This window comes from Bacillus sp. FSL R5-0585, from assembly GCF_038004545.1.
Lineage (GTDB): Bacteria > Bacillota > Bacilli > Bacillales > Bacillaceae_G > Bacillus_A > Bacillus_A cereus.
Genome location: NZ_JBBORJ010000001.1, coordinates 2,305,541 through 2,322,106, shown reverse-complemented (window position 1 = coordinate 2,322,106; position 16,566 = coordinate 2,305,541). Strand labels below are relative to the sequence as shown.

Genomic DNA, 16,566 nt, shown 5'->3' with positions numbered 1-16,566 from the left:
CACTTGATGAGACAGTTGAAAAGGAGCAGTGAACACGGATGGAGCAACTATTAGTATTGACTTATGGAGACAAAATATATAAGTGCACATTACATCCAAATGAGCAATCAATAGTGTCGATTGGAAAAGAGTGGACAAATGATATTACGAATCCAAGTTTAGAACAAGAAGTAGAGTTAAAGTGGAATAATGAAGTAAATGCTTGGATGGTACAGGATCAATTAATAGAATTCAATAAGGAAATTGAGATTGGGAAAACAAGAGATGTGAGCTTGAAAATCTTTATATCTATTGTTGGCACAACTAAAGTGTTTGATATCGGAACGAAACATTCTCTTACAGTGAGTCAAAACGATTACGATGATATTTCTATTACCGGGACTAGTGTAGATTTAATGCTATCTCGCGAAACGTTGTACGATTCTTTTAAAGTGAACGTGTATGGCGGGGATGTATTTCATAATTATACGAAGTTAAAAGATAGCGTTATGTTGGAATCAGGAGACGTATTATATTTTGATGGTATTTTATTGGAGATTGGTAGTGAAGACATTCAAGTACTTTCTTCAGAAGATAAAGTGAAATCTGCGTTACCTATTTTAGTAGAATCAGAAACGAATTATCAAAGTGGTTATCCAGACTATCATCGTTCACCACGTATTATTTACCGTGAACCAGAAGAGAAAATGACAATTGCAAAGCCTTCAAGTATGCCATCAAAACCAACGGAGCATTTAGCAAGGATCATTGCACCTTCACTTGTCATGATTGTCGTAACTGTATTACTTGCTATTTTCATGAAATATGGAATGTTTATTATCGCATCGATTGCGATGACATTAGTAACAATCATTGTTTCTGTCACATCGTATATTAAAAATTTGAAGCAATATAAAGTCGACATTGTTGAACGAGATAAAAGCTATAGAGAGTATATAAAACAAAAAACGAAAGATTTACATGCAGAAAGTGAAAAACAGCGTCACGCATTACATTATCACAATCCAAATGTAGAAGTAATACGTAATATGGCAGTTCAAGTAAATCCTAGAATTTATGAAAAAACAATGTTACATCATGATTTCTTAACATTTAGCGTTGGAACAGGACAAGCTAATACGAGTTTTGAAATTCAATTTAATGAAGAAGAGTTTAGTCAAACGAAAGATGAATTAATCGATATAGCACGTGAACTAAGACAGCGTTATCTATCATTGGAAGATGTACCAGTTGTAACAGATTTAATGAATGGACCAGTCGGTTATATTGGCCAACGCTCTTTAGTGTTAGAGCAATTACAATTATTAGTTGCACAAACGGCTTTATTCCATAGTTATTATGACTTGCAGTTTATTACTATTTTTCCGGAAGAAGAAAAAGAAAAATGGGATTGGATGCGCTGGTTACCTCATGGAAGTGTTCGCGATATAAATGTACGTGGATTTGTATACCATGATCGTAGCCGTGATCAAGTGTTAAATAGTTTGTATCAAATATTGAAAGAACGAAAATTAAAACTAGATGAAAAAAGTTCTACTAATGAAAAAATGTACTTTGCACCGCACTATGTCGTTCTCATTACAGATGAAAAACTAATATTAGACCATGTTGTTATGGAATTCTTTAATGATGATCCGAGTCAATTAGGTGTATCACTTGTATTTGTACAAGATGTTATGCAAAGTTTACCGGAGCATGTGAAAACGGTAATAGATATAAGAGATGCAAAACAAGGGAACATCATCTTAGAGCAAGGAGAACTTGTTAACCGTCAATTTAAGCTAAATCATGTGCCAAAAGGATTCAATTTAGAAGATATTTCACGGGCATTAGCACCATTAAATCATTTGCAAAACTTAAAAAATAGTATTCCAGAAAGCGTAACATTTTTAGAAATGTACGGCGTTGAAAAAGTAAAAGAATTGAATATCACAAGTCGTTGGGAGAAAAATGCAGCGCATAAATCTTTAGCTGTACCACTTGGATTACGTGGTAAAGAAGATATCGTAAACTTAAACTTACACGAAAAAGCACACGGACCACACGGATTAATAGCAGGTACAACAGGTTCAGGTAAATCGGAAATTATACAATCGTATATTTTATCTCTAGCAGTTAATTTCCATCCGTACGAAGTAGCCTTTTTACTAATTGACTATAAAGGCGGCGGAATGGCGAATTTATTCAAAAACTTACCGCATTTATTAGGAACAATTACGAACTTAGATGGAGCACAAAGTATGAGAGCGCTCGCATCAATTAAAGCTGAATTACAGAAAAGACAACGATTATTTGGCGAAAATGATGTAAACCATATTAATCAGTATCAAAAACTGTATAAAGAAGGCTTAGTAAGTGAACCGATGCCACATCTATTTTTAATTAGTGATGAATTCGCGGAACTGAAGTCAGAACAACCAGAATTTATGAAAGAGTTAGTTTCAACAGCGCGTATCGGTCGTTCACTCGGAATTCATTTAATATTAGCTACGCAAAAACCGAGTGGTGTTGTAGATGATCAAATTTGGAGTAACTCGAAATTCAAACTAGCATTAAAAGTTCAAAATACGTCAGATAGTAATGAAATTTTAAAAACACCAGATGCTGCTGAAATTACATTACCAGGACGTGCTTATTTACAAGTTGGGAATAATGAAATTTATGAACTATTCCAATCAGCTTGGAGCGGAGCAGACTATGTAGAAAACAAAGAGGATAAAGAACATTTAGACGCAACAATCTATGCAATAAATGATCTAGGACAATATGAAATATTAAGTGAAGACTTAAGTGGACTTGGTAGCAGTAAAGAAGTAATAAGCGTACCATCTGAACTGGATGCTGTTATTGACTACATTCACGATTACGCAGAAATAAATGAAATTGAAGCGTTAGCTAGACCGTGGTTACCACCACTTCCAGAAAGCGTATATTTACAAGACTTACATGCAATTCAGTTCAAAGAAGCATGGACGAAAGAAAAGAAACCATTACAAGCAACAGTTGGTCTACTAGATCAGCCTGAATTACAATCACAAACACCATTAACATTAGATATTAGTAAAGACGGGCACGTAGCGGTCTTCTCAAGCCCAGGATACGGAAAATCAACATTCTTACAATCAGTCATTATGGATGTAGCTCGTCAGCATAGTCCGGAGCATTTGCATGTGTATTTAGTGGACCTTGGAACAAATGGTCTTCTACCTTTGAAAGGATTACCTCATGTAGCGGATACGATTACGATTGATGAATCTGAAAAATGTTTAAAGTTTGTTGAAAGATTAACTCAAGAAATGAAAAATCGTAAACGATTATTAAGTGAATATGACGTTGCAAATATTGAAATGTATGAAAAGGCAAGCGGGAAAGAAATACCACATATTATTATTGCAATCGACAATTATGATGCAGTAAAAGAAGCGAAGTTCTATGAAAGCTTTGAAATGCTAATTATGCAAATTGTCCGAGATGGTGCAAGTTTAGGAATTCATACCTTAATTAGTGCAGGGCGACAAAATGCACTTAGAATTCAATTGTACAATAATATTAAAATCCAAACTTGCCTATATATGATTGATCAAAGTGAAGTAGCTAGTATTGTAGGGAGATCTGATATAAAAGTGGAAGAAACAGCAGGAAGAGCGTTAATAAAACTAGAATCTCCTACATTATTCCAGGTTGCACTACCTACGAAAGCAGAAGATGAATTACAGCAAATTCAATTATTACAACAAGAAGCAAATGATATGGATCGAGAATGGGATGGAGAACGTCCGAAGGCAATTCCAATGATGCCAGAAGTGATTGATATTGCTACTTATCGTAAAAATAAAGACGTTACAAAAGCTCTACAAGCAGCAAGAATTCCAATGGGGCTTGATTTTGCAAACGTAGAAGTTGTAGCTCATGATATTGCAGTGAATGATCATTTAATGATTTATAGTGTAGATGATAGTATGAGAAAACAAATTGTATCTAGCATCCTATCTCAATTGAATAAAGATTATTTTGAAAGTGTGACGTTGGTGGATACAGCAGAGTATAGTTTCGTTCAATATAAAGACGATGTGACGCACTACATTGTAGACGAAAATGAAATCAATATGCATGCGAAGTATTGGATGGAAGTAATTCGCGAACGAGCTCTTGAATTAGCGCAAGCAAGACAAGAAGGTAGAGAAATTCCTGCATTCACAAAACAACTCATTATCATGACAAATGTTGAAGAGTTTAGTAAATTTGTTTATTTAGAAATGGAGGATGCAGCAACTTTAATTGATCTATCTCGTACAGTAGGCATTTACTTTGTATTAGCAGGTCACCACGACTACATGGACCGAAATCGTGAAGCTCTACCTATGAAAATGAGAAGTAAGCTAACAGCAGCAATTATCGCAATGCCATTAAATGATCAAAGTATCTTCAACATAAAATATATAAGCAACGAAGCGCCATTAGGTAAAGATGAAGTGTATTACTATCAAAAAGGGAACATAATGAAACTAAAAATGCCTAGAGTAACTAACGAGGTGACAGTATGAAATTAAAGAAGAAAGCTAAGGTGATGATAGTCGTGTCAATAGTGGCAAGTTTATTGAGTGGGTGTGGTTTTGGAGAGACAAAGATAGAGTATGAGAGATTTGTTAAGGCATTAGAAGAAGAGGATATGAGTACGGTAATGTCTGCAAGTGATGATGGGTATGCGTATGTGGCTCAACGAGGTATATATAGTACATTTGAACAAAAGGAAGATGGAGAGCATAGTAAAACAATTCGTCAAACTACGGAAGGTGTATATAATACAAAAGATAAAATTTTATATGGTGACACGATACAAACAATTGCTACGGATATAGAAGATAATAAGCAAAAAAGGACAAATGAAAATTATAAAAAGGAAACTATTTATAGTACTAATGTTAAGTATGAAAATGGCCAGGTGAAAAGTCCAAATTCAAATCTGGATGTTTCATATGTGAACGTAATTGTAGATCGTTTAAAAGGGATAGGGAAACTAAATATGAAACCAGGTGATAATATAAAGAAATTTGATCAGCCTAATACTGTTGGGTATAGACTAACTGAATCAGAATTTCAAAGTATTTTAAATGACAAACTAAAAATACAATATGATGAATATGAGGGAGCAACAATTGTAATTCATCTTGATTCTGCAAAAAAACCTAAACAAATATTACAAATAAGTATTGATATAGATTATAAGAAAAAGAGTGATGAGGGGAATTTATTAGAAAATATGGTTCAAATAAAAACGTATTTTGACAAAAAAGGAGATAATGAACAAAAAGCAAAAAATGAATATTCAGATTATAAAGCGAGTTACGGAAATATAAAGTGATTAAGAAACAGGGGGAACTGGAATGAAAAACAATGAGGAGCAAGATAAGGATTTAAAGATAGCTTCTGATTGGGGTAAATTAGAACTGTCTGGAACTGATATTTATTCTTTTAGGGAAGGAAGATATCCTTATGATAAATCAGACGAAAAAAATATAAAGAGATTACAAGAAAACTTTAACGCAAAGTATATAGATCATAAAGTGGATGAAAATACTGGATTTGCAGCGTATGCTTTTGAAGATAAAACAACAGGGGAAATTATAATAACGTACGTAGGAACAGAAGATGTAACGGATGCAATAACAGATGGTGAAATTGGAGGACATAATATAACAGGTGCAAATAAAATAGTGTTAGGTGATTTGGAACACGATTTTACAGTTAGACAGTATGATCAAGGAGAAGAATTTTATTTGAAGGTTAAACATGATAACCCTTCTGCCAAAATTAGTGTAACAGGGCATTCATTAGGTGGTGGTATAGCTAATACTGTATCGCTAAGACACCAAGAAGATAATATTGAATCATTAACATTAAATCCAGCACCTGTATTAAACCGTGATGTTGATAAATTTGGTAATGGATTTGATATGAATAATATTAGGAATGTTATTAACGAAAAGGATCCATTACATCTCGGAATAAAATTGGCGGACTTTACAATACCTGGGAGAATGTATATAATTCCAAACCAAGCATGGCATTCTTATGTTTTTTCTAAGAAAGATTATGATAATCATGGCAAGTTAATATGGTTTGATAAATTAACCAGTACTAATGATACTGGAGGGGATATAATTCCAGGTTTTGTAGAGTTTACCCAATCGGCAGGTGCTTTTTATACAGGACTTATAAATAAAAAGTTTGGAAGAAAAGTTTCTTTAGCGGAAGAACAAGTCGCAGGTATAGGAATAAACTTTATCATACAAGGAACACCAATTTCATCGATTTTATGGGCGGTACTTACCTATTCAGATGCTGTACAAGCTGGGAGAGAATATAGAAAAATAAAGGGTCAAGTGACAGAAAGTATTTATAATCTCAATAAAAAGTATGAAGGACTAAAGTCTCAAATTACAGCAGAAGCAATCCAATTTAGTATAATGGCTACAGTTGAAATAAAAGGAGCGGTAGATATCGCTGTAGAATGGATTGAAACAACTTTAGCGAAATGTAAGGAAAAAGTTTTAGAAGTATTAGAGTCTGTATTTAATACTGCTATAAATTTTTTAGCTGGAAGTGTTGTAGTATATATAGCTACAAGTGAAATTTTAGATATTGCAAAAGAAGTTGCAGCTTCTTACGTGCAAGATTTACTAGATTTGTTTAAAGGAGATTTTGTAGTTGATACAAATGTAGCTGCAATTGTATCTGAACATATATTAAGTCATCGTCACTCATTGTTAAATCTCTTTATGAATGATAACAGTAGGGGGATAAACCGTTCTTTATTAGGTGAAATTGCTAAAGATGTGAAGGAGTTATCAAAAGATTTAAAACAATTAAACGACGATGTTTCAGAAGCGGTATTTTCTATGTTTGCAAAAGACGAAGAATTAGGAGCAGTTTCATATTATTAAAACTCCAAGTTTATAAATTTAAAAGAGAGGGGTATGAAGGTGGATTTACATACGATAATGTCAAGAGTTCATAGTACATTTCCAGCTAGTGGTGGACGAGAACAAATTATAAACGTTGTAGTGCAATTGGAAAAAGCAGCTGCATCTTTAACGGGAGATATTAGAAGGTTAGAGAGTAGTATTGATAGTACATTACAAGGAAAAACACGTGAGGCATTTATTGATCGTATCCGTCAATTAGAGAAAAAAAGACAAAAAATAGAAGAGAAAATTAGCGTACTAAAAGGGACAGTGAATTAATATGAAAGACTATATGGATAAAGTATTACCTTTAGGCAGTGTTGTAAGATTGGGTCTTAAAGAAGAGGAAGATGTGGAGTATGTAATCACTACGAGAGGTTTATTACTTGATGAAAACACATTCTATGATTATGGTGGAGTGTTGCATCCAGTGGGTTTAACCGAAGAGACGTATAAATTATTTAACCACACGGATATTGCAGAGGTTAAATTTGAAGGGTATCGAAATAAAATTGAAGGTCAATTCGCAGCTAAGTTTAAAATGTGGCGGAATGAGTTTGTTGAAAAAGTAATTGAAAAAAATAAAAAGCAACAACAAGCACAAGAGTTAGAAATAAAGGGAAAAAAATAAATTTAAAAGGAAATAAGCTTTCCTCTTCCAAAATGGAAAGAGGAAAGCTTATTTTGATTGAATAAGGGTGTCAGTATGAAGTTCAAGAAGAAAGCTAAGATGATGATAGTACTGTCAATAGTAGCAAGTTTATTAAGTGGATGTGGTTTTGGGGAAAAGCAAATAGATTATAAGCCATTTGTCAAAGCTTTGGATGAAGGTGACATGAGAAAGGTTATGTCTGCGAGTGATGATGGGTATGCGTATGTGAAGGAACGGGTTATTGATTTTACGACAGAAAAAAATGGTGATGACAGAGTTCATAATACACTATATCAAACTACTGAAGGTATATATAATTTGAAAGAAAATTTATTGTATGGAGAGACCACTCAAAAAATAACAAGTGATATTAAGAACATAAAAGATAGACATAAGGATAATAAATATAAAGAAGAAGAAAAATATAGCACTAGGTTCATGTATAAAGATAGAAAGGGTTACAGTACTGATTCGAGCTTGGATGTTTCACATGTAAAACTAATTTTTAATAGATTGCAAGGTGTTGGGAGTTTGCAACTGAAAATAGATGGAAATAAAAAGAAATTTAATGAACCAAATACAGTTGGTTTTACGTTAACGGAATCACAATTTCAAGAAATAATTAACGATAAATTGAATTTGCAATATGATAGTTTTGAAACAGCATCAATTGTATTTAATTTTAACGATTCTAAAGATACGAAACAGCATCCAATGCAAATAATACAATTAATAATTTCAATTGTATATGAAAAGAAAAATAGTGAGGGAAAATTATTAACGCATACTCAGCAAATATCTGTGAATTTTAGTAGTAAAAAGGATAATGATCAGGAAGCTAAGCAAGATTATATGAATTATGAAAAGTCTTTTCAAAATAATAAATCATTCTAAGGGATCTGATTTGTTTTGAAGAATTGAAGGTCAATTTACAGCTAAGTTTAAAATGTGGCGGAATGAGTTTGTTAAAAAATAAAATAGATGTTTTGAAAAATGGTATTAATGAGAATTTATACTTTTTATCCTGTACGATGAAAATGGAGATCTTTCGGTATTTTTATAGTTAGGAAAAAGTTATTCTAAAAGGAGTAAGTTGGGTGAATCATAGACGCAAGAAAAAGAAACCGAAACAAATAAGAAAAGAAGCTGTTCAGATAAAACCGATAGTAGAAGAAAAACCACTAAAGAAGAGTAGCAAAAAGTTAGTTGATATTCTTCTAGGTATTCTTCTTTTTCCAATTTTTATATGGGCTGTCTTGGAAGGTTCTACAACACAAGTAAGCAAAGGGAAGACTTTCCTTATTATCGTTTTCTTTCTCTTAATTGCAATAGGGCTATCTATGATAGGAAACAAATAAGGGGGAGTGCAGATGTTTAAGAAGAAGGAGAAAAAAAACATTTACGTTAGATTGGTAAACACACAAGGGGAAATCATTCGAGAGTTTAATTGTACAGAAAAAGACTTGCGAAAAGTAAAAGAAAATGGTACTGAAATTCGTTTGGTTGGAGATAACTCATATGAGATGGTAGCAACCGATGAACAATTACAAAAACTAGCAAGAGCTGAAGCAGAAATCGAAGCGGAAATTAAGGCATGGGAAGATGCTTTAAATGAGAGTTTGGATGAACGCGAAGAAAGAGAAGCGAGACAGAAAGAATTGAAAGAAAAGAATAAATGGAGTACAAAGAAGAAAGTAATCGTATTTGGACTGATATTTTTTGTATTTATTGGATTACCTATTATCGAAGGGTATCAAAATAGTAAATTAGTTGAAGAAGGTACATCATTACATGCAGAAATTGTAGGTAGGCATGTAGAGAAGGAATTCATGTTTACACACCCCACATTAGTAGTTGAGGTAGATGGTAAAAAGCATAATGTATGGGTAAGTGAAGAGACATATAACGGAGCAGAGTGGTTAGGTAGACTAAAAGTCATCAAAACAAAAGATGGTAAAGTTGAGAAAGACCCTAGATATGAGGGGAAAGACTTAATTACGAGTTATTAAGCAGTATGTTTTTAGTATTCGCTTCTCTCAAATTAAATAACATTATTATTTGCAAAAATCGAATCCATTAAAATAAAAAACAAATTTTAAATAACTGTAATAACCTCCTAGCATATTGTTGATGGGAGGTTATCACCTTTCTGAAGATAAAATTAAAGCTATATTATCTCGATACAATTGTGATGACAGTAACGTTTTTACTAAGTGAGTGCAATTTCAGAGAAACAAAAATAGAGTATGAGGGATATGGTTAAGTGAAAGAGAGAAGAATATTTAGAGCTTTTGAGGAGAAAGAAGGCTATTTGAACTATCAAAAGTATTCTGATTATATACGGTAATTAATATAGAGATAATATTATCTGAATATAGTTACACAAAGATGAATGTACTTAAAAAGTTAGATTACATTGGTATATGTAGGTTTCTTATTTATAGGAGCAGTGATTGTTCATATTGTGACAACGATTGATACGTTTAATCAGGCAAGTGAAGGTGCATTTAGCATGAATGAAAGATCCGCTTCCTTTTTTAGTAAAACAAAAGGAACTATGATGAAAGTAACTTCAATATACGCATTAATCCTACTTATTTTGATTTATTTTCATAATGATTATGCGATTGATACTTTTATTGGATATGTAATAGGTACTGTTTTACTGTACAAAGTAGCCGTTGGTGCAGCAGAGTTCCAGTTATTGGTGTACTGTAGATTCAAATTTAAATCATTTAATATTACGTGGGAAGAGAATGAGAGAATGCGTGGGAGAATTCGAAAGCAAAATACAAAATCCAAAACGAAAAGTAAATAAAAGTGAAATGTATTACTTTCCAAAAAGGAACATAATGAACTTAAAAATGCCTAGAGAAATCAACGGGGTGTCAGTATGAAGTTAAAGAAGAAAGCCAAGATGATAATAGTTCTGTCAATAATAGCAAATTTATTAAGTGGATGTGGTTTTGGGGAGACGAAGATAGAGTATGAGAGATTAGTAAAGGCATTGGATGAAGGTGATATGAAGACGGTTATGTCTGCGAGTGATGATGGATATGCATATGTGAAAGAAGAGACTAGCGACAGTACTTATGAAGAAAAAGAAGATGGTGAACATAGCAGGATAATATATCAAACAACCCATGGAGTATATAATGTGAAAGAAGACGACTTATATGGGAAAACAACTCAAAAGGTTGTTACTGATATAAAAAATGATAAAAACGTTGGTAGTAATCAAAATTACAAAAAAGAAACGGTCTATAGTACAAATTTAAAAAATGAAAAATCCCGTTCAGTAGCCCAGGATCAAGCTATGAATGTTTCATATGTAAAATTAATGTTTAGAGGATTAAATGAACTTAGTAAATTGAAACCGAGTGAAGGTACAAAAAGATCTAGTGAACCGAGCATAATAAGCTATGATTTAACTGAATTACAGTTTAAAAACATCATGAATGATAAGTTAAATTTAAAATATGATAAATTTGATTCTGCAATATTGATGATTGAATTTAATACGCCTAATGATACAAAAGAAAATCAAATGAGAATAACACAAATAACAATATCGGTAAATTATGAAGAAAAAAAAGAAGATAAGCTTATAAAACGCAATCAAGAGATTTCAACATATTATCATACCAGGGAAGATAATAATCAAAGTTCCAAAAAAGAATATGTAAATTATGAAAAAGAGTATATAAATCAAAAATAATATATTTTAATTGAATTTTGAGAACGATAAATGTTGTGAAGATATGAGTAAAGGGGTAGTGAAAAATAGTTACTGTGATAACAGTTATGTTTTACTGAGCGCGTATAGTTTTGGTAAATCAAAATAGAGTATGAGAGTCTAATAAAGGCATTGGATGAAGGTGACAAGAAGACGGTTATACTTAATTGAAAGAAGAATATTTGGAACTTTTGAGGAAAAAAGACACTACTTGAACCATCAAAAAGCATTCTGATTAGATGATTATGGTAATTAATATGGTAATGATATACCTAAAAGATTATCTGAATTTAGTTGTACAAAAATCTATGTACTTAAAAATATTAAGAATGGAATAGAATTTTAGTGGATGAAAATTATTTAAACTGTATAGAAGGTAAAATGTCAGGGTGTGGAAAATAAAAGAAGAAGATTTAGATAAATTTCGAATAACATGTCAAGGCCGTTTAAGTCCTGAAGGTGCTACGGGTTTTATGCTTGGAACAATATTTTATATTTCAATATTTATGTTTATTATTTTTGTAGGTGATTTGAATTACTACAACAATTTTTTTGATAGAGCAATTGTTAAAACTGAAATTGTGTTATTTAGTATTCAAATTATATTTTTAATTATATATCTATTTCCGAAAGCATGTTTTAAATTTCAAAAGTTACAAACGCTCGTTATATTATTATATGCGTTTCAGCTTGGAACGATATTATTTGTAGTTTCGATTGTCTCTGAAATGGCTGACAATTCAACTGGTAGGATGTATACTGGGCTACTATTTGTAGGGGCAGTTATTATTCATATTGTAGCAACGCTAGATACATTTAAACAAGCAAGTGAAGGTGCGTTTAGTAGTGGTGAAAGATCCACCTCTTTTTTTAGTAAGACAAAAGGAGCTATGATTAAGGGGGCTATAATATATGTATTAATACTACTTATTTTGATGTATTTTCAAAATGATTATTCAATTGATTTTTTTGTTATGTATGGAGTGGGAACTGTATTAATGTATGCGGTTGCAATTGGAGCGGCAGAATTCCAACTATTGGCGTACTGTAGATTTAAATTCAAGTCATTTAATATGTCATGGGAAGAGAATGAGAGAATGGGTGGGAGAATTCGAAAGCGAAATAAGAAATTCAAAACGAAAAATAAAGTGAAACTTTAATCAGTGGGGGTTTTCTTCATCCCCCACTGATTATTAGTTGAACCAATCGGACTTTTATGGGCAGTTGATCCCCCACCTAACTTCTTTGCTTTCGCTGCATTTTGAGGTGGGGGTCTTACTGCCCATTAAAGCGGGATAAATAATATATTAATAGAATTTTAGTGTTCGAAAAATAATTGAAACGTATAGGAGGTGAAGAGCCAGGATGTGGAATATAAAAGAAGAAGATTTAGATGAATTTCGAATGACATGTAATAATCGTTTAAGTCCTGAGGGGGCTATGGTTTTCTTTATTGGAGGGATAGTTTATACTTCAGTATTTATGTTTTTTATTTTTATGGGGGGCTTGGAGTATTATAATACTTTCTTTGACAAAACAATTGTTAAAATTGAAATTGTTTTATATAGCTTACAATTCATCTTTTTAATTCTATATTCATTTCCAAAAGCACGTTATAAATTTCAAAAGTTACAAACGCTCGTTGTATTATTATATGCATTTCAATTAGGTACAATAACATTTACAGCGTTAGTTCTTCCTGGAATTTCGGAGGATTCAATTGACAGAATTACATTACTATATGTAGGTATGTTATTCCTAGGAGCAGCCATTGTTCACATTGTGACAACTATCGATACGTTTAAACAAGCGAGTGAAGGTGCGTTTAGTAAGGATGAAAGATCCATCTCATTTTTTAGTAAAAGAAAAGGAGATGTGATGAAGTGGGCTACAATATATGTGCTAATCCTGTTTATTTTGATATATTTTCATAATGGTTATGGAATTGATGTTTTAGTTCTTTATGCGGTAGGTATTGTTTTACTGTATACAGTAGCCATTGGAGCGGCAGAATTTCAACTATTGGTGTACTGTAGATTTAAATTCAAGTCATTTAATATGTCATGGGAAGAGAATGAGAGAATGCGTGGGAGAATTCGAAAGCGAAATACAAAATCCAAACCGGAAAGTAAATAAGAGTGAAATAGAATTGAAGTGAATGAAAATTATTTAAACTGTATAGAGGGTGAAGAGTCAGGGTGTGGGATATAAAAGAAGAAGATTTAGATAAGTTTAGGATGACATGTCAAGGACGTTTAAGTCCTGTAGGTGCTACGGGTTTTATGCTCGGAACGATATTTTATACTTCATTATTTATGGTTATTATTTTTGTGGGAGGAATGGATTATTATACTACCTTGTTTGATAAGGTAATTGTTAGGATTGAATTAGTGTTATATGGTTTGCAAGTAATGTTTTTAATTCTATATTTATTCCCTAAAGCACGTTATTTGTACTTTCTGGGATGATAGAGCATTCAATTGATCTCCATACACGTGTTTATGTAGGGCTATTAGTATTAGGTGGAATTATTGTTCATATTGTGACAGCGCTTGATACGTTTAAACAAGCGAGTGAAGGTGCGTTTAGTATGGATGGATGAAAGGTATGCTTCTTTCTTTAGTAAAACAAAGGGAAAGATGATGAAGGGGGCTACATTTTACGCAGCAACTAGTTTTATTTTGATATATTTTCATAACGATTATGGGTGGGATACTTTAGGTATGTAGTAGGGCCCCTTTTAACGTATTATCCGAAAGAAGTATCCTCCCAGAGGCGTGTGAAAGACGATAGTCTAGCGGTAGGTGGGGGATGAATGTCGATTTGGCGTAGCCAAACATTTGAGTTTCCTATTTATTTCGCCCCTGATATAATCAGTCTTATAAGAGGTAAAGTTTGGTATAACAATGAAAGTAGATAATAATCTTGTAGTGTTCAGGTTGTGTGATCACCGTCATAGCTTATGGGAAATGAAGCGGAAAATGAGGTGAATGGATATGCCAAAGCAGAATAAGGCGTATAAATTTCGTCTGTATCCAACAGAAGAACAAGCACATCTCATATGTAAAACGTTCGGATGTGTACGCTTTGTGTATAATAAAATGCTGGCTGAACGGAAAGAAATATATGAAAAACACAAAGCGAACAAGGAAGAGCTGAAGAAACAAAAATTCCCTACTCCTGCGAAATATAAAGTGGAGTATGAATGGTTGAAAGAAATTGATTCATTGGCATTGGCCAACGCTCAATTAAACTTGCAAACTGCGTATAAGAATTTTTTAGTGGTCAAAGTGAGTTTCCTACATTCAAAAATAAAAAGAGTAGAAAATCCTATACAACGAATCGAGTAAACGGAAATATTATGTTATTTCATGGTTATATCAAATTACCAAAATTGAAAATGGTGAAACTGAAGCAACATAGAGAGATCCTGCCAAATCATATCATCAAATCATGTACGATTTCGATGACACCAACTGGTAAGTATTACGTGTCTATTTTGACCGAATATGAAAAAGAAATCACTCCAAAAGAAGTAGAACGTGTAGTTGGATTAGACTTCGCAATGGCTGAATTGTACGTGAGTAGCGAAGATGAGAAAGCCAATTATCCTCGCTTTTATCATCAGATATTAGACAAATTAGCGAAGGCACAACGAGTATTAGCAAGGCGTGTGAAAGGTTCAGTGCGCTGGAATAAACAACGTATTCGTGTAGCGAAGTTGCATGAAAAGGTCGCCAATCAACGTAAAAATTTTCTTCATCACAAGTCTAAAGAATTAGCTACGAATTTTGAAGTTGTAGCAATTGAAGACTTACATATGAAAGGAATGTCACGAGCACTTCGCTTTGGTAAAAGTGTAGCGGACAACGGTTGGAGGATGTTCACGACATTTTTAGAATATAAGCTGCAAGAACAAGGAAAACAGCTTCTAAAAATAGATAAATGGTTTCCTTCTACAAAGATGTGTAGTCGTTGTAGAAATAAAAAAGAAATGCCATTATGTGAACGCATGTATGCGTGTTCGTGTGGACTCACAATCGGCCGTGATTATAACGCAGCTATCAATATCAAAAAAGAAGCCATACGCTTACTAGCGTTGGCATAAATAGTAACAAAATAACCTTTGGAACAAGGGAGTTAGCTCGGCTGTCCTAGGACAAATTCGTTAGCTATCAAAAGTAGCGATGAACCGAGAAGCCCCCACTTAGGGGTATGCTCATAAGAGATACTAAGTGGGGGGGAGTTCACTGTATACGATAGCCATCGCAGCAGCAGGATTTCAGCTATTAGCATATTGCAAGTTTAAATTTCAGTCATTTAATAAAACGTGGGAGCAACATAAAAGAGAAACTCCAAGATATCAAAGGAAAAATAAAAAAGGTATATCGAAACGTAAGGCATAAAGAAAGTGTGTATTGTAAGTTTTGGTGGTAAAAAAGTAATAATTTATAGGAGAGTATTTTAACTTCTAAAATAAAATTTAATTATGTAAGGTGATTAAAGTGATTAGTAGGTCGACCTCTTTTTTATTTTTCTAAATATTACAACTTAAGTTTTTTGAAATCAATATAAAATTTTATGTTTAGTTCACAAACTTTCGGAAAAACTAGGAAAGATATGACAAAGGAGGTTATGAACGGTGGATCATCCAATTCAAGGGTTAATGAAAGCAGCAATGGAAAATTTAAAAGAAATGGTTGATGTAAATACGATTGTTGGAGAGCCTGTTCAAACGGCTGACGGTGGTGTGGTGTTAACGGTTTCTAAAGTAGCGTTCGGTTTTGGAGCAGGAGGTTCTGATTTCCAAACGAATGATGGACAAAGAGCGAACGGTAACGCTGCATTTGGTGGCGGTAGCGCGGGTGGTGTTTCGATTACACCAGTAGCATTTCTTGTGGTGAATAAAGATGGAGTAAATATTCTTCATCTACAAAATGCGACACATTTAGCAGAAAAAATGATTGAATTAGCTCCACAAACAATTGATAAAATTCAATCGATGTTCCAAAAAGAAGAAAAGAAAGAGGGAAATCATCATCCTCAAAACCCAGATGAAATCCTTTAAAAACGCCTGCTTATGAGCAGGCGTTTTTTCTTGTAATCACTATGTAATAAAACACATGAAATTGTAAATAGTTTTTGAAGTTTTTTCTATGTTTCTAAAATTTTTCATGTTAAAATATGCTATAGAATTGAAACATATAAAACGA

Annotated in this window: 12 protein-coding genes and 5 pseudogenes; all 17 read left to right on the top strand. The window is 32.9% G+C overall.

Going from position 1 to position 16,566, the window contains the following annotated elements; genetic code table 11:
• Positions 1-38: 38 nt before the first annotated feature.
• A pseudogene (locus tag MKY38_RS29300) lies at positions 39-320 on the top strand (FtsK/SpoIIIE N-terminal domain-containing protein); the annotation flags it as partial.
• Positions 315-4,544, top strand: a pseudogene (gene essC / locus MKY38_RS11835) (type VII secretion protein EssC); the annotation flags it as partial. The pseudogenes MKY38_RS29300 and essC, both read left to right, overlap by 6 nt.
• Positions 4,541-5,362: a DUF3952 domain-containing protein gene (locus tag MKY38_RS11830; protein ID WP_100619980.1), complete on the top strand. Its 822-nt coding sequence runs from the start codon at positions 4,541-4,543 to the stop codon at positions 5,360-5,362. The pseudogene essC and the gene MKY38_RS11830, both read left to right, overlap by 4 nt.
• A 22-nt stretch (positions 5,363-5,384) precedes the next feature.
• Complete coding sequence (locus tag MKY38_RS11825) at positions 5,385-6,944, top strand: lipase family protein (RefSeq protein ID WP_341049090.1); 1,560 nt, start codon at positions 5,385-5,387, stop codon at positions 6,942-6,944.
• Positions 6,945-6,983: 39 nt separating this feature from the next.
• The gene (locus MKY38_RS11820; protein WP_000363098.1) at positions 6,984-7,244 is read left to right on the top strand and encodes a hypothetical protein; all 261 of its coding nucleotides are present in this window, start codon (positions 6,984-6,986) and stop codon (positions 7,242-7,244) included.
• Position 7,245: 1 nt separating this feature from the next.
• Positions 7,246-7,596, top strand: coding sequence for a DUF4176 domain-containing protein (locus MKY38_RS11815; RefSeq protein ID WP_000656383.1), 351 nt, complete (start codon positions 7,246-7,248; stop codon positions 7,594-7,596).
• Positions 7,597-7,671: 75 nt separating this feature from the next.
• The gene (locus MKY38_RS11810; RefSeq protein ID WP_114555981.1) at positions 7,672-8,511 is read left to right on the top strand and encodes a DUF3952 domain-containing protein; all 840 of its coding nucleotides are present in this window, start codon (positions 7,672-7,674) and stop codon (positions 8,509-8,511) included.
• Positions 8,512-8,714: 203 nt separating this feature from the next.
• Positions 8,715-8,975 carry a hypothetical protein gene (locus MKY38_RS11805; protein ID WP_001016543.1) on the top strand — a complete coding sequence of 87 codons (261 nt, stop codon included), beginning with the start codon at positions 8,715-8,717 and terminating at the stop codon, positions 8,973-8,975.
• A 12-nt stretch (positions 8,976-8,987) separates the two neighbouring features.
• Positions 8,988-9,626, top strand: coding sequence for a hypothetical protein (locus MKY38_RS11800; RefSeq protein ID WP_114555982.1), 639 nt, complete (start codon positions 8,988-8,990; stop codon positions 9,624-9,626).
• A gap of 401 nt (positions 9,627-10,027) precedes the next feature.
• Positions 10,028-10,435: pseudogene (locus tag MKY38_RS11795) on the top strand (hypothetical protein); the annotation flags it as partial.
• 99 nt (positions 10,436-10,534) lie between these two features.
• Positions 10,535-11,335: a DUF3952 domain-containing protein gene (locus MKY38_RS11790; protein ID WP_341050300.1), complete on the top strand. Its 801-nt coding sequence runs from the start codon at positions 10,535-10,537 to the stop codon at positions 11,333-11,335.
• 117 nt (positions 11,336-11,452) lie between these two features.
• Positions 11,453-11,524 (top strand): DUF3952 domain-containing protein, encoded by a 72-nt coding sequence (locus MKY38_RS11785; RefSeq protein ID WP_117616460.1) that lies wholly within the window; start codon positions 11,453-11,455, stop codon positions 11,522-11,524.
• Between the two features lie 218 nt (positions 11,525-11,742).
• Complete coding sequence (locus MKY38_RS11780; protein WP_242321092.1) at positions 11,743-12,513, top strand: hypothetical protein; 771 nt, start codon at positions 11,743-11,745, stop codon at positions 12,511-12,513.
• Between the two features lie 205 nt (positions 12,514-12,718).
• On the top strand, positions 12,719-13,489 hold the full coding sequence (locus MKY38_RS11775; RefSeq protein ID WP_000267102.1) for a hypothetical protein: 771 nt from the start codon (positions 12,719-12,721) through the stop codon (positions 13,487-13,489).
• A 62-nt stretch (positions 13,490-13,551) separates the two neighbouring features.
• Positions 13,552-14,073: pseudogene (locus tag MKY38_RS11770) on the top strand (hypothetical protein); the annotation flags it as partial.
• Between the two features lie 276 nt (positions 14,074-14,349).
• Positions 14,350-15,461 (top strand): annotated as a pseudogene (locus MKY38_RS11765) (RNA-guided endonuclease TnpB family protein).
• A 534-nt stretch (positions 15,462-15,995) separates the two neighbouring features.
• Positions 15,996-16,421, top strand: coding sequence for a GerW family sporulation protein (gene ytfJ / locus MKY38_RS11760; RefSeq protein WP_000349986.1), 426 nt, complete (start codon positions 15,996-15,998; stop codon positions 16,419-16,421).
• Positions 16,422-16,566: the final 145 nt, after the last annotated feature.